Annotated in this window: 17 protein-coding genes; 4 read left to right on the top strand and 13 right to left on the bottom strand. The window is 70.3% G+C overall.

The genetic code is table 11. From position 1 onward, the window contains the following. Nucleotides 1-4: 4 nt before the first annotated feature. Genes AB0J33_RS05940 through AB0J33_RS05920 form a run of 5 tightly spaced genes read right to left on the bottom strand, consistent with a single transcriptional unit; the run spans nt 5 to nt 5,023 of the window. Nucleotides 5-934, bottom strand: coding sequence for a carbohydrate ABC transporter permease (locus AB0J33_RS05940; protein WP_363610387.1), 930 nt, complete (start codon nt 932-934; stop codon nt 5-7). Further along, nucleotides 934-1,842: a sugar ABC transporter permease gene (locus AB0J33_RS05935; RefSeq protein ID WP_363610385.1), complete on the bottom strand. Its 909-nt coding sequence runs from the start codon at nt 1,840-1,842 to the stop codon at nt 934-936. The genes AB0J33_RS05940 and AB0J33_RS05935 overlap by 1 nt, the downstream gene beginning before the upstream one ends. 18 nt (nt 1,843-1,860) lie before the next feature. Further along, nucleotides 1,861-3,297, bottom strand: a complete 1,437-nt coding sequence (ngcE, locus tag AB0J33_RS05930; protein WP_363610383.1) for an N-acetylglucosamine/diacetylchitobiose ABC transporter substrate-binding protein — start codon at nt 3,295-3,297, stop codon at nt 1,861-1,863. A gap of 26 nt (nt 3,298-3,323) precedes the next feature. Further along, entirely contained in the window at nt 3,324-4,073 is a 750-nt protein-coding gene (locus AB0J33_RS05925; protein ID WP_091403970.1) for an SIS domain-containing protein, read from the bottom strand. After that, the gene (locus tag AB0J33_RS05920) at nt 4,070-5,023 is read right to left on the bottom strand and encodes a MurR/RpiR family transcriptional regulator (protein WP_363610380.1); all 954 of its coding nucleotides are present in this window, start codon (nt 5,021-5,023) and stop codon (nt 4,070-4,072) included. The genes AB0J33_RS05925 and AB0J33_RS05920 overlap by 4 nt, the downstream gene beginning before the upstream one ends. Before the next feature lie 206 nt (nt 5,024-5,229). Between AB0J33_RS05920 and AB0J33_RS05915 the strand changes: the two genes are divergently transcribed. Beyond that, nucleotides 5,230-6,216: a BadF/BadG/BcrA/BcrD ATPase family protein gene (locus AB0J33_RS05915; RefSeq protein WP_363610378.1), complete on the top strand. Its 987-nt coding sequence runs from the start codon at nt 5,230-5,232 to the stop codon at nt 6,214-6,216. 79 nt (nt 6,217-6,295) lie between these two features. On the opposite strand, the gene AB0J33_RS05910 is transcribed toward AB0J33_RS05915, so the two are convergent. From AB0J33_RS05910 to AB0J33_RS05890, 5 genes are all read right to left on the bottom strand, one after another. Beyond that, on the bottom strand, nt 6,296-7,186 hold the full coding sequence (locus tag AB0J33_RS05910) for a carbohydrate ABC transporter permease (protein ID WP_363610376.1): 891 nt from the start codon (nt 7,184-7,186) through the stop codon (nt 6,296-6,298). Further along, the gene (locus tag AB0J33_RS05905) at nt 7,183-8,091 is read right to left on the bottom strand and encodes a sugar ABC transporter permease (RefSeq protein WP_363610374.1); all 909 of its coding nucleotides are present in this window, start codon (nt 8,089-8,091) and stop codon (nt 7,183-7,185) included. Before AB0J33_RS05905 ends, AB0J33_RS05910 begins: the two co-directional genes overlap by 4 nt. Before the next feature lie 63 nt (nt 8,092-8,154). Next, a complete protein-coding gene (gene ngcE, locus AB0J33_RS05900; protein ID WP_363610372.1) occupies nt 8,155-9,570 on the bottom strand; it encodes an N-acetylglucosamine/diacetylchitobiose ABC transporter substrate-binding protein in 1,416 nt (471 codons plus the stop codon). 211 nt (nt 9,571-9,781) lie between these two features. Then, on the bottom strand, nt 9,782-11,269 hold the full coding sequence (locus AB0J33_RS05895) for a CoA-acylating methylmalonate-semialdehyde dehydrogenase (protein ID WP_363610370.1): 1,488 nt from the start codon (nt 11,267-11,269) through the stop codon (nt 9,782-9,784). After that, nucleotides 11,266-12,564: an aspartate aminotransferase family protein gene (locus AB0J33_RS05890; protein ID WP_363610368.1), complete on the bottom strand. Its 1,299-nt coding sequence runs from the start codon at nt 12,562-12,564 to the stop codon at nt 11,266-11,268. Before AB0J33_RS05890 ends, AB0J33_RS05895 begins: the two co-directional genes overlap by 4 nt. 195 nt (nt 12,565-12,759) lie before the next feature. On the opposite strand from AB0J33_RS05890, the gene AB0J33_RS05885 reads away from it, so the two are divergent. Next, nucleotides 12,760-13,311 (top strand): NUDIX hydrolase, encoded by a 552-nt coding sequence (locus AB0J33_RS05885; protein ID WP_363610366.1) that lies wholly within the window; start codon nt 12,760-12,762, stop codon nt 13,309-13,311. A gap of 3 nt (nt 13,312-13,314) precedes the next feature. Here AB0J33_RS05885 and AB0J33_RS05880 read toward each other — a convergent pair whose 3' ends face one another. Beyond that, a complete protein-coding gene (locus AB0J33_RS05880; RefSeq protein ID WP_363610364.1) occupies nt 13,315-13,437 on the bottom strand; it encodes a hypothetical protein in 123 nt (40 codons plus the stop codon). Between the two features lie 225 nt (nt 13,438-13,662). On the opposite strand from AB0J33_RS05880, the gene AB0J33_RS05875 reads away from it, so the two are divergent. Beyond that, complete coding sequence (locus AB0J33_RS05875; protein WP_363610362.1) at nt 13,663-17,157, top strand: NB-ARC domain-containing protein; 3,495 nt, start codon at nt 13,663-13,665, stop codon at nt 17,155-17,157. Nucleotides 17,158-17,166: 9 nt separating this feature from the next. After that, the gene (locus AB0J33_RS05870; RefSeq protein ID WP_363610360.1) at nt 17,167-18,021 is read left to right on the top strand and encodes a phytanoyl-CoA dioxygenase family protein; all 855 of its coding nucleotides are present in this window, start codon (nt 17,167-17,169) and stop codon (nt 18,019-18,021) included. Here the strand turns inward: AB0J33_RS05870 and AB0J33_RS05865 are convergent. Then, nucleotides 18,018-18,692 carry a hypothetical protein gene (locus tag AB0J33_RS05865; protein WP_363610358.1) on the bottom strand — a complete coding sequence of 225 codons (675 nt, stop codon included), beginning with the start codon at nt 18,690-18,692 and terminating at the stop codon, nt 18,018-18,020. The two genes, AB0J33_RS05870 and AB0J33_RS05865, sit on opposite strands and share 4 nt — an antisense overlap. Further along, a complete protein-coding gene (locus AB0J33_RS05860; RefSeq protein ID WP_363610356.1) occupies nt 18,689-19,468 on the bottom strand; it encodes a hypothetical protein in 780 nt (259 codons plus the stop codon). Before AB0J33_RS05860 ends, AB0J33_RS05865 begins: the two co-directional genes overlap by 4 nt. Nucleotides 19,469-19,476: the final 8 nt, after the last annotated feature.

The raw sequence follows: 19,476 nt of genomic DNA, 5'->3' as shown, positions 1-19,476 counted from the left end.
CGCCCTACTTCACCGCGCCGGAGGTGAGGCCGGCCTGGATCTGACGCTGGAAGATCGCGTACACGATGATCATCGGGAGGATGGCGATGGTCAGCGCCGCGAACAACCCGGACCAGTCCGCCTCGTAGCCGGCGTTCACCGAGATGTCGGCGATGCCCTGGGTGAGCACCCACTTGTCCTTGGCGTTGGAGAGCAGCACCAACGGAAGCTGGTACTGCGCCCACTGACCGATGATGTTGAAGATCGCCACGCTGATCAGGCCCGGCTTCGCCATCGGCATCATCACCTGGAAGAACAGCCGGGTGTGCCCGCAACCGTCGATCATCCCGGCCTCGGCGACCGACGACGGCAGCGTCTTGAAGAACGCGGCCAGGAAGAACACCGTGAACGGCAACGAGTACGCGGTGTAGACCAGCACCACGCCGGTGTGGGTGTCCAGCAGGCCCAGGTTCTTCACCACGAAGAAGAGCGGCACCAGGGCGAGGAAGACCGGGAAGGCCAACCCGGAGACGAAGAGGTAGTAGACCGCCCGGTTGCCCCAGAACCGGTAACGGGCCAGCACGTACGCGGCCATCGAGCCGAGCAGCATGGTGAGGAACGTGCTGCACGACACCACGATCACGCTGTTCAGGAAGTACCGACCGACGTTCGCCTTGGTCCAGGCCCGGGAGAAGTTCTCCCAGCGCAGCTCCGCCGGGAGCGTCCACGGGCTGCTGAAGATCTCGCTGGTGTTCTTGAACGCGGCGAGGAAGGTCCAGAGGATCGGCACGATCACGATCACCGCCCACACGGCGAGCGCGACGTGCCCCAGGTTGGCGAAGAGCCGTACCTCCGAACGGGGGCCCTTGCGCCCCGGCCCGGCGGGGGCGGACGGGTCACCGGTCTTCGGCGGCAGCGCCGCCGGTGTCGGCGGCAGCGTCGACTGCGGATTCATCAGTACTCCACGCTTTCCCGCTTGGTGAGCCGCAGCGTCAGCGCCGCGAACGTGAGGGTGAGGAAGAACAGCGCCACGCCCATCGCGGAGGCGTAGCCGTACTTCGAGTAGACGAACGCGTTGCGGTAGATCTCCATGGCCAGCACGGTGGTGGCGCCGTCCGGGCCGCCACCGTCCACCGAGAGCACCGCCACGATCGCGAACGCGTCGAACGCCGCGATCCCGAGGTAGACCCAGGCCACCTGGAGCGTGTCCCACAGCAGCGGCAGGGTGACCCGGAAGAACAGGGTCACCTTCGTCGCCCCGTCCATCTCGGCGGCCTCGTAGATCTCACCGGGAATGGAGGCCATCCCGGCCGAGAAGAGCACCACGTAGAAACCGACCGCCTGCCAGACCAGCACCGCGAGAATCGACCAGAGGGCCAGGTTCGGCTTGACCAGGAAGAGGATCGGCTCCAGGCCGAACTTCATCAACACGCCGTTGATCAGGCCGGACTCGTTCGGCCGGTACACCATCTGGAACAGCACCGCGATGATGGCCACCGCCAGGACCTGGGGGAAGAAGAACACCACCCGGTAGAACTTCGCCCCCCAGACCCCCTGGCGTTGGCCACCGCTGCTCTTGCCACCCACGTTGAGCAGGAAAGAGAAGAACAGCGCGATGGCGATGGTGATCAGCGGCAGGGCAAGCAGCAGTACGCCGTGGTGCTGGACCGCCTTCCAGAAGGCGCCGTCGTCGAGCAGCCTCCGGTAGTTGTCGAAGCCCACCCACTGCGGGGCGGAGAGCCCCCGCCAGTTGGTCATCGAGATCTGGAACGCCTGCGCGTACGGCCAGATCACGAATGTCACGTACAGCGCGACCGGGGCGATCAGGAACCCGATCACGAATGGATACTTGCCGTGCCGCATGACCCTAGCTCCGATCGATCAGCGCTTGAACTTGGTGACGGAGCTGTCCTTCTTGATGGCGTCGGCGCGCTTCTGGATCCGCTCCACGAAGGCGTCCGCGTTGATCCGGCCGAACATCAGCTCGTTGGTGGCGGTACGCGCCTCCGTGTCGAGCTCCTTGTACCAGCCGTCGAAGTACAGGTTGAACACGTCCTGACCGGCCGCCTTGAGCGCGGCCTGCGAGCTGGCCACACCGGGCGGGAAGGCGAAGCCCTCCGAGCCGGCGGTGACCACGGTCGGGGCCTTGACGACCTCGGTGAAGCCCTTCGCGCCCGCCTTCGAGAGCATCTGACGCATGTACTCCAGCCCGCCCTTGGGGTTCTTGCTCTTCGCCGAGACGAAGTAGCCCTCACCCGCGGTGGCGCGCAGCGCGGTGGCCGGCAGCTTGTCCGACGCGGTCAGGCTCGGCACCGGCATGAGCTGGTAGTCGAAGCCGGCCGGGGTGTCCTTCTTCTGCTCGCCCTCCAGCCAGTCACCGCTGGGGTACAGGGCCACCTTGTACTGGTTCTGCCGCAGCTGAACGTCGGTGTGCTTGAGGCCCTCGAAGCTCTTGTCGCTGAACTTCGCGCCCACCTCGGCCCACGCGGTGGCCGCCTGCTTGACGGCGTCCTGCTTCCAGGCGCCGTCCTCCAGGTTGTCGATGTTCTTCAGCACGTCCGTGCCGCCGATCTTGGCGGCGTGGGTGAGGATCACGTTCCACTGGTAGTAGGCCGCGTTCGCACCGGCGTAGCCGTACGGGGTGATGCCCTTGGCCTTGATGGCGGTGAGCAGGGTGATGAACTCGTCCCAGGTCTTCGCCGGAGCCCAGCCGTTGTCCTTGAACAGCTTGCCCGAGTACCAGATGCCGAAGACGGTGGAGACGTAGTACAGGACGTAGGGCTTGCCGTTGAACGAGCCCGCCTCGATGGTGCCGGGCACCACCGTGTCGCGGACCTTCTTGGCCGGGTCGTCGACCGACGGCGCGTCCCACAGCTCGGTGAGGTCCTGGAGCTGACCGTCGGCCACGAGCGCGCCGAAGTCCATCAGCTTCTCGCCCGAGTTGTTCACGAACTCCGGCGGGTTACCGGAGGCGAACCGCGGCTGGAGGACGGTGGAGACGGCCTGGGTGGCCTGGTGCTTGACCTCCGCCTTGGGGAACGCCGCCTTGTACAGCGGCTCGTGCACGTCCGTGGCGTACTTCTCGCCGTAGCCACCGTTGAAGATGACCACCTCGATCGGAGCGTCCTCCTTGACGCCCAGCGGGTTCTTCTCGCTCTTGGTGCCGCCGGCGACCTGCTCGTTGTCACCGTCGCTGCCGCTGGTGGCGCAGGCGCTGAGCAGCCCGATGGCCGGAGTGGCGAGCATGCCCACGGCGGCGGCGCGACGCAGCACCGTGCGACGGTCGAGTGCGGCCGGGTGTTCGGGGGTAATCGACATCGTCGTCTCTCCTTGTGAAATTCGGGTCATGCGGTACGCCGGAGACGCCCGGCGTACCGCGACTCGAGGGCGAGGTTGTGCTCGTCCCCGCCGGGGACGTTGGCGGAGAGGTAGATAGGGGGTACCTCCCCGGCCTGGTGGAACCGTCGTACGACCTCCGCGGTCAACAGCTGCGCCAGCAGCGCCGTGGTGACCGAGGAGACCGCACAGACCGCGCCGCCGCCCTCGAGCGGCAGCAGTGCATCGCCGTACGGCGCGCCATTGTCCAGCACGACGTCGGCGAGGTCGGCGAGCCGATGCCCGGACGGGTGCCGCGGGGCGACCCGTGCGGTGTGCTCGACCGAGGTGACCGCGATCAACGGGTGACCGCGCTCGGTGACCAGCGCCGCCAGCTCGACCACCGAGCCGTTGATGCCGGATTGGGACGCCACCACGAACACGTCGCGCGGTTGTGGTGCCGCGAGCGCGTAGATCTGGTGGGCGATGGAAGGATCGCGTTCCAGCTTGGGGTCGGCGAGCACGTCGCGCGGGGCGTCACCGTGCATCACCAGGTCCCGCACCGACAGCCGGTTGGTGGGGACCAATCCGCCGGCCCGGGCGACCAGTTCGGCGGCGAACGCCTCCGAGTGCCCGGCGCCGAACGCCTGGAGCACGCCGCCGTCGCGCAGGCTGTCGGCGATCAGGTCGGCGGCCCGGGTGATCCCGTCGGCCTCCGAGTCGAGCAGCCGGTCGAGCACCGGGCGGACGGCGTCCGCGTACCCCTGGGCGCTGATCATGAAAGGGCTCCCTTCGCTGCCTTGTGCCCGTCGACGGCCTGCGCGGTGCGCCGGAAGGCCGCGTGCGCGCGGTCGTGCGTGCGCTGCGCGACGGCGATGTAGAGCAGGTCCAGCACCACCAGTTGGGGGTGCCGGGCGGAGAGCGCGTCCGGCCGGAAGGTGGTCGCCTGGCTGGCGGTGAGCAGCACGATGTCGGCCAGCTCGGCCAACGGGGAGCGGGGGAAACCGGTGAGCGCGAGGGTGGTGGCGCCCCGACTGCCCGCCTCGGCGAGCATCTCGATCGTCTCCCGGGTCTGCCCGGTGTGCGAGATACCGAGCGCCACGTCTCCCGCTCGCAGCAACGCGGCGCTGGCCAACCCCTCGTGCACGTCGTTCCACGCCCACGCCGCCACCCCGATGCGGTGCAGGCTGAACTGCATCTCCTCGCCGACCAGCGCGCTGCCGCTGGCGCCGAAGATGTTCACCCGGCTGGCGCCCGCGATCGCCACCGCCGCCCGCTCCACCTCGCCGAGGTCGAGCAGGGTCGCGGTGTCGTGCATGGCCCGGGTGTCGGCGGCCATGATCTGGTCGAGCACCCGGGCGAGCGGGTCGCTCGGTTGGATCTCCCGCCCGATGTCGACGGTCCAGCCGGCCGAGCGGGCCCGGCCGGTCTCGGAGGCGATGCCCAGTCGCAGGTCGGCGTACCCCTCGAAGCCCATCGCCCGGCAGAAGCGGGTGATGGTCGCCGGTGAGGTGCCGCTACGCTCGGCCAGCTCGACGATGGTGGAGCGGGCGGCGGCCTCCGGGTCGCTGAGCACGTGCTCGGCCACCCGGCGCAGCGCGCCGGTCAACTCGTCGAGTCCACTGCGGACGCGGGCCAGCACCCCGTCGGAGGCCGAGGGCCGGCGCTCGATCACGTGGGCGTCGACCACCGCGGTCCCCGCGGCGGTGTCCACCTCGTGATCAACCATGAGTCGCCTCGCCTTTCCGAAAAGACTGTTAACTGTTAGTGGTAAAAGTTCTTACTGAAGGCCCCTCCGTGTCAAGACTGTGGGCGAAGTTTTCAAACTGTTACCTGGCGCACAGGCCGTCGCGCCCGCCAGAACTTGCCCCGTACGACCCCGCCGACCAGCATGAACAGTCCCCGTCACCGCCAGCGCAAGGAGACCCCGTGCGGATGTCCGACACCGTCGTCGTCGGCCTCGACGTCGGCGGCACGTCCACCCGGGCCACCGCCCTGACCCTCACCGGGGAACGCGTCGGCACCGGCCGTGCCGGCGGCGGCAACCCCACCAGCCACGGCGCCGAACGCGCCGCCGCCGAACTGCTCACCGCGCTCCGCCAGGCGCTCACCGACGTCGACCCGACCCGGGTGGCCGCCGGCACCATCGGGCTCGCCGGAGCCGGCCGGCTGCTCGCCGACCCGGCCGGGCGGGCCGCCTTCGACCGGGCCTGGCACGACGCCGGCCTGCGCTGCCCGTACGAGGTACACGGCGACGCCCTGGTCGCGTACGCCTCCGGCACCGCCGCCCCGGACGGAACCATCCTCATCGCCGGCACCGGGGCGATCACCGCCCAGGTCCGCGACCTACGACTCGACCGGATCGCCGACGGCCACGGCTGGCTCCTCGGCGACGCCGGCTCCGGCTTCTGGCTCGGCCGGGAATCGGTACGCCGGCTGCTCGCCGACCTGGACGCGGGACGCTCCCCCGGCACCCTGGCCACGGCGGTACTCACCGACCTGCTGGGCAGCGCCGACATCGCCCCCCGCTCCCGCGACACCGTCGACGCCACCATCCAGGCGGTGACCCGTCGACCCCCCATCGAGCTGGCCCAACTCGCGCCGCTGGTCGTCCACGCCGCCACCCACGGCGACCCGGTCGCCACCGCGTTGATCACCGAGGCCGCCGCACACCTGACCGAGAGCGTCAGCCGGATCCGCCCCGCCGGGGCGGTGACACCGCTCGTCCTCGGCGGCGGCCTGCTCACCGCGGACACCCCGCTGGCCGCCGCCGTCCGGACCGAGATCGCCCACCACTGGCCGGACGCGCCACTGCGTACCGCTGGAGACGGGGCCGCCGCCGCAGCCTGGCTCGCCGCCCGTGGCCTACCCGAGATGACCGACCCGGCCGCCCTGCACGCCAGACTCTTCCCCACCCCGTAACCCACCGCCGCGCCACCCCGCGCCGCGCCGGATCGAGGGCTGCGGGTGGGGTGATCGGTGTCGGTCAGGCGATGAGGCGCTACTTGAGTTGGCCCGCGGTCAGGCCGGCCTGCACCTGACGCTGGAAGGCCACGTAGATCGCGAGCACCGGCAGCACCGCGATGCTCAGCCCGGCGAAGAGCCGTGCGTAGTCACCGGCGTAACCCTGGCTGACCGAGAGCGCGAACAGACCCTGCGCCAGCATCCACTTGGAGTCGTCGCCCTGCAACAGCACCTGCGGAAGCAGGAACTGGTTCCAGTGGCTCAGAAAGTTGAAGATCGCTACGCTGATCATTCCCGGACGCGCCATCGGCAGCATCACCCGGAAGAAGAGTCGGAAGTGACCGCAGCCGTCGACCAGGGCGGCCTCCGCCACCGACGTCGGCAGGGTCCGGAAGAACGCGGTCAGGAAGAACACCGTGAACGGCAGCGAGTAGGCCGCGTACACGAGGATCAGCCCGGCCCAACTGTTGAAGAGGCCGGCGTTGCGGACCACGAAGAACAGCGGCACCAGGGCGAGGAAGACCGGGAACATCAGGCCGCCGACGAACAGGTAGTAGACGATCTGCCGGCCGCGGAACTCGTACCGGGCGAAGACGTACGCGGCGGTGGCGCCCATCAGCATGGTGAGGCTGACCGAGCCGGTCACCACGACCAGACTGTTGAGGAAGTACCGGCCGATGTGCGCGCCCGTCCAGGCCCGCGCCCAGTTATCCAGGTGCAGCGCGCCGGGCAGCCCCCAGGGGTCGGACAGGATCTCACCGTTGGTCTTGAACGAGCTGATGAACATCCACAGCAGGGGCAGGACGGTGAGCAGGCCCCACAGCAGCAGGAAGCCGTGCGAGAGGGTGTTGGCCACGCCGAGTTCCCGGCGCACCGGGCGGTCCCGGCCGACGACCACGGTCGCGGTGGGCTGGTCCAGAGTGGTCACGAGTACTCGATCCGTTCGCGCCGGCCGACCCGCAGTGACAGCACCGCCACCGAGAGGGTCAGGAAGAACATGACCACGCCGATCGCCGAGGCGTAGCCGAACTTGGTCTCGCTGCCGAAGGCGGTGTCGTACATCCGTACGCCGATCACGTCGGTGGAGAAGTTCGGCCCGCCGTTGGTCATCAGCTGCACGAGGATGAACCCGTCCAGGGCGAAGATGGCCAGGTAGACCCAGGCGACCTGGACGGTGTCCCAGAGCAGCGGCAGGGTGACCCGGCGCAGGGTGGTGAACCGGGACGCGCCGTCGAGCAGCACCGCCTCGTAGATCTCCTTCGGCACGGCCGACATCGCCGCGCCGAACAGCACCACGTAGAAGCCGACGTTGCTCCACACCATCACCGCCAGCACGCACCAGAAGGCGGTCGCGGGATCGCCCAGCCAGGTCGGCGCGGGCAGACCGACCGCGTGTACGGCGCCGGTGAGCAGTCCCTGGTTGGGGTGGTACACCTCCTTCCAGAGCAACGCGATGATCACCACGGAGAGCACCTGCGGGAAGAAGTAGACCGTGCGGTAGAGCGCCCCGCCGCGTACCCCGGTCACACCGGCGCGGCCCTTGCGCCCACCCATGGCGAGCATGGTGGCGAAGAAGAGCCCGAGCACGATGGTCAGCACCGGCACCAGGGCCAGCAGGATCGCGTTGTTCTTCAGCGCGTTCCACACGTAGTCGTCGTGCCACAGGGTCGTGAAGTTCGCGAGGCCGACCGGGTTGGCGTCCGCCGAGTAGCCGAGCCAGTCGGTGGTGGAGATCTGAAACGCCTGGAGGTACGGCGAGACGACGAAGAACACGTACAGCACCACCGGCGGCACCAGGAACGTGACGATCAGCGGCCACTTGCCATGTTTCACGAGGGGACCTTCCGTTGGGGTACGGCCGGTGGGGGGGCGCACCACTCCCCACCGGCCGGGCGGTCAGGCCGCTCGCTTGTACTTCTTGATCGAACTGTCCTGGGCGATCGAGTCGGCGCCCTTCTGGCACTGTTGCAGGAACTCCGCGGGGCCGATCCGGCCGCTGAAGAACTCGCCGCAGGCGGCGTCGACGAGGTTGCGCTCCAACTTGCGGTAGTAGTTGTTGTAGACCCAGTTGAAGCCGTTGGCGCCGGACGCGTCGAGTGCCTTGACCACGGTGGTCAGCCCGTACGGCAGCTCGACGCCCTCGGTGGCGCCGGCGACCACGGTGAGGCTGGCGACCTTCTTCGTGAAGTCCTGGGCGCCCCGCTTGGAGAGCATGGTCCGGAAGTACTCCAGGCCGCCGGCGACGTTTCGGGCCTTGGCCGGCACCATGAACGGTTCGCCGGCGGTGCCCCGGATCGCCTCGAACGGCAGCTTGTCGCCGCTGCCCAGGCTCGGCGTCGGCGCGATGGTCATGTTGAACCCGGCCGGGGTGACGTCCTTCTGCTCGCTCTCCAGCCAGGAGCCGCAGGAGATGAAGGCGGCCTTGCCCTGGCACCACGCGGTCTGCGACTGCTTGTGGTCCAGGCCGGGCGAGCCGTCCAGGATGTACTTGTCCTTGACGATCTGGTGCCAGGCGTCGGCGGCGGCCCGCATCGAGTCGGACTTCCAGGCGTTCGGCTCCAGGTTGTCGAGCGCGAGGGCCACCGACGGCCCGCCGAGCTTGATCGCGGTGGAGATCAGCGGCCAGCTCATGTAGCGCGGGTGCAGGCCGGCGTACGTCCAGGGGGCGATGCCGGCGGCCTTGATCTGCTTGCAGAGCGCGATGTGCTGGTCCCAGGTCTTCGCGTACTCCCAGTTGCGCTCGGTGAACAGCTTGTTGGAGTACCAGATGCCGTAGGCGGTGTAGGTGTAGTTCAGCACCAGGAACGTGCCGTCGTACGAGCCGATCTCCACCGCGCCGGGCAGCAGGGTGTCCTTGACCGTCTTGCCGGGCACGTCGAGGCTCGGGGCGGCGAGCAGCTCACCGAGGTCGGCGAGGGCGTTCTGGCTGACCAGGCCGTTGAAGTCGATCTGGCCGGTGCCGGAGTTGTTGACCACGTCCGGCGGGGAGCCGTCGACGAAGCGCGGCTGGAGGGTCTTGCTGATCTCCTGGGTGGAGGAATGGTCGATCTTCGCCTTCGGGTACTTCTCGGTGTACATGGCCTCGTGGGCCTTGGCGTACTCCTCGCCGAACCCGCCGCTGAAGATCACCACCTCGAGTGGGGCGTCCTCCTTCACACCGAGCGGGTTCTGCTCGCTCTTGGTGCCCCGGTAGGTGTCGGCGTCGTTCTTGTCTGCGCCACCGCCGGTGGCGCAGCCGGACAGCAGGCCGGCGGCGGGGGTGGCCAGGAGGCCGGCGGCGGCGCTGCGCCGCAGGATGTCACGCCTGTTCATGGGTTCTCCTCGGGTCGGGTCGGGCGGGTCGCCGGGGTGCGGGGGAAGGCGTCCGCCGCGCGAGGCTCGTTGATTCTCTTCAGTTCACGCGCTGTTACTGAAGAATTTCTACGACAGCCGGGCCCGGACTTCAAGTCCTGAGGGTCGAACCGTTATCCCGGTCGGCACGCCCGCCCCGGCACCGGGCCGGGGCGGGGCGTGCCGCGACCGCTCAGGTCTGGGTGGGGAACCCGAGGTTGACCCCGCCGTGCCGGGGATCCAACCAGCGGCTGGTGACGACCTTGCCGCGGGTGAAGAAGCGCACCCCGTCCTCGCCGTGCGCGTGCAGGTCACCGAAGAGCGACGACTTCCAGCCGCCGAACGAGTGGTACGCCATCGGCACCGGGATGGGCACATTGATCCCGACCATGCCCACCTCCACCTCGTGTTGGTAGCGCCGGGCCGCACCGCCGTCGTTGGTGAAGATCGCCGTGCCGTTGCCGTACGGGCTGGCGTTGACCAGCTCCACCGCCTCGTCGTACGAGCCGACCCGGACCACGCTCAACACCGGCCCGAAAATCTCGTCCGTGTAGATCGACATGTCCGGGGTGACCCGGTCGAACAGCGTCGGGCCGAGCCAGAAGCCGTGCGGGTCGCCGTCCGGCGTCACGTCCCGCCCGTCCACCACCGGCACCGCGCCGGCGGCGACACCGGCATCCACGTAGGAGCGCACCTTCGCCGCGTGCGCGGCGGTGACCAGCGGGCCCATGTCGCAGCCCCGCCGCCCGTCACCGGTCCGCAGCCCGGTCACCCGCGCGGCGATCCGCTCGACCAGCGCGTCCGCCACCGGCTCGACCGCCACCAGGACGGAGATGGCCATGCACCGCTCCCCCGCCGAGCCGAACCCGGCGTTGACCGCCGCGTCGGCGGCCAGGTCGAGGTCGGCGTCGGGCAGCACCACCATGTGGTTCTTCGCCCCGCCGAGCGCCTGCACCCGCTTACCGGCGGCGGTTCCCCGCTGGTAGACGTACCGGGCGATCGGGGTGGAGCCGACGAACGACACGGCCCGCACCTCCGGGTGCTCCAGCAACGCGTCGACCGCCTCGGAGTCGCCGTTGACCACGTTGAGCACCCCGTCGGGCAGGCCCGCCTCGGCGAACCACTCGGCCAGCAGCAGCGCCGCGCTCGGGTCCTTCTCACTCGGCTTGAGCACTACCGCGTTGCCGCAGGCCACGGCCACCGGCACGAACCACAGCGGCACCATCACCGGGAAGTTGAACGGGGAGATCACCGCGACCACCCCGAGTGGCTGCCGGATGGTGTACGAGTCCACCTCGGTGGACACGTTCTCGCTGAACGCGCCGCGCAGCGCCGACGGCAGGCCGCAGGCGTACTCGATGACCTCCAGGCCGCGCTGCACCTCGCCGGCGGCGTCGGCGAGCACCTTGCCGTGCTCGGCGGTGATCACCTCGGCGAGCCGGTCCCGACGGGCGTGCACCAACTCCCGGAAGGCGAACAACACCGCCGACCGACGCGCCAGCGACGCGTCCCGCCAGACCCGCGCGGCGCGGGCCGCGGCCTGCACCGCGACGTCGACGTCCGCGGTCGAGGCCAGCTCGACCTCGGCGGTACGGCGACCGGTCGCCGGGTCGAACACGTCACCACGCCGCTCCGACGTGCCACCGACCCGCTTGCCGTCCACGAAGTGACCGATGCTCATGCCGCCACCCCCGCCGCCGCGCGGATCGCGTCGACGAGGATCGCCAGGCCCTCCCGGGCCTCCTCCTCGGTCAGCGTCAACGGTGGGCCCATCCGCAGCACGTTGCCGTGCAGCCCGCCCTTGCCGGTGAGCAGGCCACCGGCCCGGCACGCCTCGAAGACCTGGTTGGTCAACCCCGGATCCGGCTCACTGGTGCCCGGTCGGACGAACTCGACGCCGAGCATCAGCCCCTTGCCGCGTACCTCGGCGACGCAGTCGAGCCCGCCCACGGTGGACCGCAGGCCGTCGGCGAGGATCGCGCCGACGCGGGCCGCGTTGGCCTGGAGGTCGTGCTCGATCAGGTAGTCGAGCACCGCGTTGCCGGCCGCCGTGGAGATCGGGTTGCCGCCGAAGGTGGAGAAGCTGATGGCCGACACCGACTCCAGCACCTCGGCGCGGCCGACCACCCCGGCCAGGGCGAACCCGTTGCCGATGCCCTTGGCGAAGGTGAGCAGGTCCGGGGTGACGCCGTGCGCCTGGTAACCCCAGAAGTGCTCCCCGGTCCGCCCCCAACCGGTCTGCACCTCGTCGGCGATGAACAGGATGCCGTGCTCGTCGAGGACCTTTTTCCAGCCGGCGAAGAGCCCGTCCGGCGGGTGCACGAAACCGCCCACCCCCTGGATCGGCTCGGCGATCAGCGCGGCCACGTCACCGGCGGTCTGGGTCGCGAGGACCTCGCGCAGGTCCTCCACCGCCGCGTCGACCTGCTCGTCGGCGGTGAGTCGGGCCAGCAGGCCGCGCACCCGGTCACCCGAGTGCAGCCAGGCCACCTGGAGCGGGTTGAGGCCGCTGGCCGACCAGTTGCGGTTGCCGGTGACACCCATCGCCGCGTACGACCGGCCGTGGTAGCTGTTGCGCACGGCCAGGATCTGGTGCGATCGGCGGTGGTTGGTGGCGACCAGCAGCGCCGCCTCGTTCGCCTCGGTGCCGGAGTTGGTGAAGAACACCCGGGCGTCCGGGATGCCGGAGCGCTGGGCGACCTTCTCGGCCAGCTCCACCTGTTGACGGATCAGGTAGAGCGTCGAGCTGTGCACGACGCCGGTGGCGAGTTGCCGCTCGACGGCCTCCCGGATCTCCGGAATGTCGTACCCGATCATGTTGGTCAGGACGCCGCCGAAGAAGTCCAGGTAGCTGCGCCCCTGCGCGTCGGTGACCCGGCGTCCCGAACCGGACACCAACTCGATCGGGTCGGCGTAGTACAACGGCATCCAGGACGGGAGCACGGCCCGGTGCCGGGCCAGCAGGTCGTCGGTCATCGTGGCAACCCTTCAGCGGCGTTCGTGGATACCGCACGCTCCCACCGCCGGCTGGCATGGACAACTGCCACTGTGTAGCGCAGACCCGACAGCGCATTGACAGGACGTAAGGGCGGACGGACGTTCGGGGCAGCTGCGGAGGCGTCGGCTGCCGTACGATGTGCGCTACGTCGACGACAGTCGGGGAGGTCGGACTTGATCCACCAGTTCTCCGTCTCCGCGGTGATCCTCGACGCCGACCGCGTTCTGCTGGTGCGCCACCGTCGGCTCGGCCGATGGATGTACCCCGGCGGTCACCTCGAACCCGACGAGGATCCGGTGGACGGCCTGCGTCGCGAGATCCGCGAGGAGCTGGGCATCGAGATCGCCCTCGTGGACGGCCCCCCGGTGTGTCACACCGCCGTCAAGGTGCTCGCGGCGCCGTTCCTCATGTTGGCCTTCGACACCACGGAGGCGACGCGGGTGCGGCGGCAGGTCGACATGGTCTACGTGTGTCGGTCGCTGGGCGGGACACCAATCCCGCAGAACAGCGAGCTGAGCGGTTACGCCTGGGTGTTGGTCGACGACGTCGCCACCCTGGACGTGCCACCGGAGTTGCCGGACATCATCCGGGCTGCCGCCCGCCACGCCCGCACCAACGACGGGGACGGGCTCCCGGCGGGCGCCAGCAGGCCACCCGACGGAACCCCGTCCCCATCCCCCGGTCAACCGGTCACCCGGTCACCCACCGATCCCGGAACGACCTGATGATCACCGCCCCGGCCGGTCGTCCCGACGCCACCGGTCGCGCACCTCGCTCACCAGCACCACCAGCCCAGCCAGCAGACTCGCCGCGTCCGCCGCGACGCTCAGGTAGAAGCACAACCTGTCCACCCTCGACTCCCTCTCCCTAGGATCTGCTGAGCTGGCCAGCTCCTCGTGCCATGAGCATCGGGCGACCACGGTTGGTGCGGCTGTACCCGCCAGTGCCGAACCGACCGGGCACCCCGGGCGACAGGGCTGAGCAGGCAAGACAGCCGGTGTGACGGCGACAGCGCAGGGGTGGGCGGCGCACCGCTCAGCGGGTGGTGGACGCCAACGTCAGCCAGGGAGAGGTTCATGCCCATCGGAAAGCGCATCGACCGTTCGGCCTGGCCGGCGGCCGGGCCGCACCGGCAGCTGTTGGAACACCTCGACGCGGTCCACGAGGCCAACGGCACGAAGAGCCTGGCCACCATCGCGACCCTGATGCGCCTGTCGTCCCGTACCCGGGTGAGCAACCTGCTCCGCGGCTCCCACGGCGCACTCCCGGTGGACGAGGACCAGCTCCGGTCGCTGGTGACCGCCCTCGGCGGCGGGACGGACGAGGTCAACCGGGGTTTGCGCCTCTACCGGCGGGCCCGAGCCGCGGCGCAGGAGGCCGAACCGCTCCCGGCCGCCCCGCGCCTGCGGCTGCCCGGCCCCAAACCTCCGTCGCCGATCGTCCTCTACCCCACGGTTCTCGACGCCACCGTCGCACGCCTCAGGGCGCACGGCCTGGTGGCGTTCGTCGGCCCCTCCGGGTACGGCAAGACGGCGCTGGCGCAACAGGTCATCCGTGACCCCCGGCTCGCCGACGCCTTCGGGGCGAACGTCTACTGGATGAGCATCGGGCGGGACCTCGCCGCGCCCGACCTCGCGCAACGGCTCAACGAGATCACCTTCCTGGCGTCCGGGGTCCGACCGGAGGTCACCAACCCGGTGCTCGCCGCGCAGTTCCTCGCCGGACGGCTCGGCGAACAACCCTGCCTGCTCGTGTTCGACGACACCTGGCAGCAGGAGTGGCCGGAGATCCTGCGGTTCGTCGCCACCGTCGCCTCGGTGCTCGTCACCACCCGGGACGGGACCACGCTCGGCGGCGACGTGGAACAGCACGCGCTGACCGGCCCGACGACCGAACTCGGCGCGCGGATGCTCAAGGCGTCCGCGCCTGAGCTGGACGAGCTGGACTGCACCCGGGTCAGCGCGGTGACCAGGTCCAGGCCGTTCCTGCTCGACCTGGTCGGCGGCCAGCTACGGCAGGAGATCCACGCCGGTCGGCCGCCCGAGGATGCCGTACACGACCTGCTGGTACGGGTGGCCGGCGCCGCCGACATCGACGGGCTCGTCGAGTCCGTCGTCGGCTCCGCCGGCGGACCCACCGCCCGGTCCCTGCTGAACTGGAGCATCGAACGGCTGCCGCCCCACCACGCCAGGCGGCTGCAACACCTGGCCCTGTTCCGCAGCGACCAGGACGTGCCGCTTCGCGTGCTCGCCCACGTCTGGAACGTGCCCCTGCACGAGGCGTTCACCATCGTCGACCAGTACCGAAGCCGCTCGCTCGTCTCCAGCCTGCGCTACGAGGGGGACGACTACCTGGTCAACGTGCACGACATCCTCCTCGACCACCTTCGCTACGACCTGGGGCCGACCGAGCAGGCGACGCTGCACCGCGACTTCATCACCAGCCTCGCCGGCCTCGCCCTGGACAGCGACGACTACGACCGGATGAAGCTGGCCGACGCCGTCGAATCCCACACCTACCTGCGCGACAACCTGGTCTGGCACCTACGCGCCTTCCTCTCCCCCGCCAGGCTGGCCAGCGTCGTCAGCGACCCGGAATATGTCGGAGCCAAGGTGGTGGCCGCGGGAGTGGGCGCCGTCCTGGCCGACCTGGCGCTGGTGGACGACGCCAGCGACACCCGGACCGCGCGGGTGACCCGGCTGACCGCGAGCATGCGGCACCTGCGCGACCGTGCCTCCGCGACCGCGTCGCTGCGCTCGTTCCTCGGCGAGACGACCACCGAGGACCGCCCCCGGTACCGGCAGATCCTCGCCCTCGGTGACGGGGATCGCCTGCGACGGCTGCACGGCAGCATCCTCGGCTGCTCACTCAACGAGGCGGAGAGCGAGGTCCTGGTCACCACGAGCGAGGGCATCGTGGCCGTCCTGGACACCGAGGACCTTCAGCTCCGGTGGACCCTGCGGCTGCCCGGCGGATGGACCCGGGCGTGCATCTTCATCCCCGAGGGCATCGCGGTGGGCAGCGACGACGGCCTGATCCGGCTGTTCCGCGACGAGGACCGCGCGTTGGTGGCGGTCCTCGCCGGTCATCAGGGGGAGATCCGCACGCTGGCCGTCTCCCCCGACGGCAACTGGATCGTCTCCGGCTCGGACGACGGCACCGTGCGGCGCTGGGACCTCAAGACCGGACTGCTGTTCAACACGTTCCAGGGGCACACCGACCGGGTCCGGAGCGTCGCCGTCGCACCCGACGCCAGCTGGATCGTCTCCGCCTCCGACGACGGCACCGTCCGGCAGTGGGACGCCGTCGACGCCAGCCCCCGCAAGGTGTTCCGGGGCCACACCGCCCGGGTCAGGGGGGTCGCGGTGGCACCGGACGGCGCGACCATCGCGTCGGTGTCCGACGACGGCACGGTGCGTACGTGGCCGGCCCACGGCCCGGATGTCGGAGCGGTGATCCTCGGCGAGCACGGCTGCGTGGTCCGGGACGTCGACTTCACCCTCGACGGGTCGGCCGTGCTCACCGCCGGCGCGCACGACAACCTCCTCTCGCTGTGGCCGTTGGACCAGGTGTCCGGGCGGCGGGACCTGGTCGGGCACCGCAGCTGGGTGATGTGCTGCCGGAGCACGCGTCGGACGTCCCGGGCCGTCTCCGGCTCCGACGACGGCACGGTGCGACTCTGGGACCTGACCGATCACACCGAGGTCGTACGCCACGACGGGCGCAACGAGTGGGTCTTCGCCGTCTGCGCGGATTCCCGGGACGACCTCCTCTACGCGGGCACCACCGCGAACCGCCTGATCTGCCTCGGCGGCCCGGATCGTCAGGTGACGGAGCAGGCGGACGCCGGTAGCGGGGTGCGCGGGCTCGCGGTGGCCGGCGGTGCCCTGCTCGCGGGGCTCGACAACGGGGACCTGCTGCACGTCGACACCGAGCGCACCCCGTGGGACGGCCGACGCGTGCGGCTGTCCGACCGAGGCGTGCGACGGGTGCAGTACCTGCACGACAGGAACCTGGTCGTCACGTCGTGCCACGACGCGGCGATCCACCTTCTCGGCTGGGCCGACGGCAGCCTGCAAAGCCTGCGCCGGATCACCACCGGGTACGGCGCGGTCTACGAAGCGCGACTGCTGCCCGACGGCGAACACCTGGTGTCGGCGCACGAGAACGGCGACATCTGTCTGCACACGGTCGACGGTGAGCTGCGCTCCCGGGTGGCCGCCCACCGTGGTCCGGCGCTCTGCGTCGCCACCACCCCGGACGGGCGGCACGTCGTCACCGGCGGCGACGACGGGAACGTCCGGCTCCTGGCGGTGACCGGCGACGTCCTGCTCGACCGAGACGTCATCGGTGTGCACGACGACTGGGTCGGTCAGGTCGTTCTCAGTCCCGACGGCACCCGGGTCGCCAGTGTCTCGGACGACCACACCGTCCGGATCAACCCGCTGCACGGCGGCGACGCGGAGATCGCCCTGGCCTTCGAACAACCCCTGTACTGCGCACTGTGGCGTACCGACGACGAACTCGTCGTCGGTGGCGCCGCCGGCGCGTACGTCATCGACGGACTGTGAGGAGCTCAGATGTCGGAACCGACCACCACCAGCTTCGCCGAGCAGTACGCGCGGCTGGGTACCGCCCGAATCCCCCGCATGGTGTCGCCTGCCGTGGTGGAGCAGCTCAAAGCGGAGCTCTACTCGCTCATCCGCCGGGCGCACGAGGCCGGGCAGCGGATCGCGGCGTTCGACAAGGTGGACGGTTCGCACGACCGGGATCCGCTGTTCCTCGACTCCGGCAGAGCCGCCACCGTGTTCCACGAGCCGGTGGCGCTGGGTTGGACAGGGCCGGTCGAGCTGCCACGGTACACGGACGCGGTGGCCCGGGTGGGTCACGGGCTGCACGCCAGAGAGGGCGCGGTCCTCGACTGGCTGCGCGGTGGAGACCTGGCCTCCTGGTGCCGGCTGACCGGCCGGCGCAGGCCGGCCGTCATCGAGACCATGTACGTCCGCAAGTCCCGGTGGTCGGAGCCGTTGCCGCCGCACCTGGACCACACCTACCTGTGGACCGACCCGCCGTCGGTGCAGGTCTTCTGGCTCGCGCTCGACCGCGCCGACGAGACCAACGGCGGTCTCCTGGTCGACACCCGTGGCCCCGTGTCGGAGCTGCGGCACCGGCTGGTGCGTCACGGCGACGAGGCGAAGCTCGTGGCGTTGCCAACCGTCAACCCGGATCCACCACCGATCGACCACGGTGCGCGGCTCACCCTGGTCCCGTGCGACCCGGGTGACGTGGTCGTGGTCGACGGCTTGGTGCTGCACGGCAGCGGTGCCTCGGACGGGGTTCGTACCCGGGACGCTCTCGCCGTGCACGTGGTCGACCTGGCGTGCGCCTGGGCACCGGAGAACTACCTGGGTGACATGACGCCATACGAGCTCTAGTCGCCGGCCGGGCCGTCCCGGCCGGCGCCGTCACCTCCACCCGCCGCCGCGTGGACGAGAGCGGCGAGATGCTCGGCCAGCAGCTCCGGTGGACGTGTCGTCTCCTGGGTCAGGACCGTCCAACCGTTGGCGCTCAGCCGCGCGCACTCGCCGGACACGTCGACACCGACCATGGCCTGTTCGAAGTACTCGAGGACCTGCTGGGGAAGCCGCCGGTGCGCGGGACGCCGGGCGTTGCGGGCCCACCGCACCGACCTGTCGCAGTGCAGGACCGTGACCAGCCCGGCGAGGTCGGGTTGCTCGGTGACCGCCAGTCGGAACGTGGCCAGCTCGGTCAGGGGGAGTTCGAGCAGGAGCACCGGCGGACGGGTGAAGGCCCCGAGACGACCGGTCGCGCGGGCCAGCACGAGCAGGCCACGGGTGGCCCGGCGCATCTGGCCGGGACGCCACTCGTCGTGCATGAGGAAGTGCCCGCCGTCGCGTACGTAGAGCTGCGCTCCGGAGAACTCGGCGACCCCCTCGGGACACTGGATCTCCAACACGTCGTCGATCGACCACTGCACCGGCGCCCAGTCCGCCGCCAGGCGTGCCGCGAGTTGACGGCGAACGGTCGACTTGCCCACCCCGGGCATACCCACGATGACGACGACGGGCATCACGAGCCCCATCATCCCCGCTCCCGTTGGCTGGTCGAGCACGTCGCAGGCGTCGTTTCCCCCGGCCGCAGGGTCCACTGTCGATCGAGGTGCAGGCCGACCGCGAGCAGCGCGTACGCCGCCCAGCCCGCGCCCAGGCCGGCGCCCGGCGAGAGATCCTGGCAGTAGTGGTAGGCGGTGAGGAAACCGACGAGCGCCAGGCTGTTGCGGGCGAAGTGCCCGGTGAACGCCACCAGATCGCGGCGGGTCTCGATGGCGACCAGCACCCCGGAGTACGGGAACGTCACCACCATCGCCCGCAGCAGGTGGCCGAGCAGCCCGGTGAGCAGCGCGCCGGTGAGAATGATCAGGAGCTTGACCGGAGCGCGGAGTTCCCGCTGCCGGCCGACTGCCAGCGCTCGGGAGGACGGGCCGGTGGGTTCGGCCCGACGGCGGTGCGACACCACCATGGCCAGCAGCCAGAGTGCCACGGTGCCGAGCAGAGCCGGCTCGAACGGCACCGGCACGACGAGCAGACCCGCGCTGAACGCCACGTACGCGGCGATCCCGGCGGCGTCGGCGAGCAGGATCGGCCAGCGCAACCGGTGGTGGGTGACCGTCACGACGACGAAGAACAGGTTGAGGCCGAGCACCCCGAGCAGTTGCGCGCCCTCCACCCGGTGCCCGGTGCTCACCAGGGCCAGCGTCATCGGCAGCGGAAGACTGTAGACGAGCGCCCGCAGTCGTACCGACCGGATCAGGCTGACCGCCCAGACCACCACGGTCACCAGCAGCACACCCGCCACGGTCATCGGCGCCC

It is taken from the genome of Micromonospora sp. NPDC049645 (genome assembly GCF_040675155.1).
Classification (GTDB): Bacteria; Actinomycetota; Actinomycetes; order Mycobacteriales; family Micromonosporaceae; genus Micromonospora.
Note: the sequence above shows the minus strand (reverse complement) of the source record. Positions and strands in the feature narration are given on the sequence as shown.

What these genes read in the sequence shown, in the direction of transcription:
- AB0J33_RS05940 (WP_363610387.1), bottom strand. Translation starts at nt 934, where the DNA reads ATGAATCCGCAGTCGACGCTGCCGCCGACACCGGCGGCGCTGCCGCCG.
- AB0J33_RS05935 (WP_363610385.1), bottom strand. Translation starts at nt 1,842, where the DNA reads ATGCGGCACGGCAAGTATCCATTCGTGATCGGGTTCCTGATCGCCCCG.
- ngcE (WP_363610383.1), bottom strand. Translation starts at nt 3,297, where the DNA reads ATGTCGATTACCCCCGAACACCCGGCCGCACTCGACCGTCGCACGGTG.
- AB0J33_RS05925 (WP_091403970.1), bottom strand. Translation starts at nt 4,073, where the DNA reads ATGATCAGCGCCCAGGGGTACGCGGACGCCGTCCGCCCGGTGCTCGAC.
- AB0J33_RS05920 (WP_363610380.1), bottom strand. Translation starts at nt 5,023, where the DNA reads ATGGTTGATCACGAGGTGGACACCGCCGCGGGGACCGCGGTGGTCGAC.
- AB0J33_RS05915 (WP_363610378.1), top strand. Translation starts at nt 5,230, where the DNA reads ATGTCCGACACCGTCGTCGTCGGCCTCGACGTCGGCGGCACGTCCACC.
- ngcE (WP_363610372.1), bottom strand. Translation starts at nt 9,570, where the DNA reads ATGAACAGGCGTGACATCCTGCGGCGCAGCGCCGCCGCCGGCCTCCTG.
- AB0J33_RS05895 (WP_363610370.1), bottom strand. Translation starts at nt 11,269, where the DNA reads ATGAGCATCGGTCACTTCGTGGACGGCAAGCGGGTCGGTGGCACGTCG.
- AB0J33_RS05890 (WP_363610368.1), bottom strand. Translation starts at nt 12,564, where the DNA reads ATGACCGACGACCTGCTGGCCCGGCACCGGGCCGTGCTCCCGTCCTGG.
- AB0J33_RS05875 (WP_363610362.1), top strand. Translation starts at nt 13,663, where the DNA reads ATGCCCATCGGAAAGCGCATCGACCGTTCGGCCTGGCCGGCGGCCGGG.
- AB0J33_RS05870 (WP_363610360.1), top strand. Translation starts at nt 17,167, where the DNA reads ATGTCGGAACCGACCACCACCAGCTTCGCCGAGCAGTACGCGCGGCTG.
- AB0J33_RS05865 (WP_363610358.1), bottom strand. Translation starts at nt 18,692, where the DNA reads ATGATGGGGCTCGTGATGCCCGTCGTCGTCATCGTGGGTATGCCCGGG.
- AB0J33_RS05860 (WP_363610356.1), bottom strand. Translation starts at nt 19,468, where the DNA reads ATGACCGTGGCGGGTGTGCTGCTGGTGACCGTGGTGGTCTGGGCGGTC.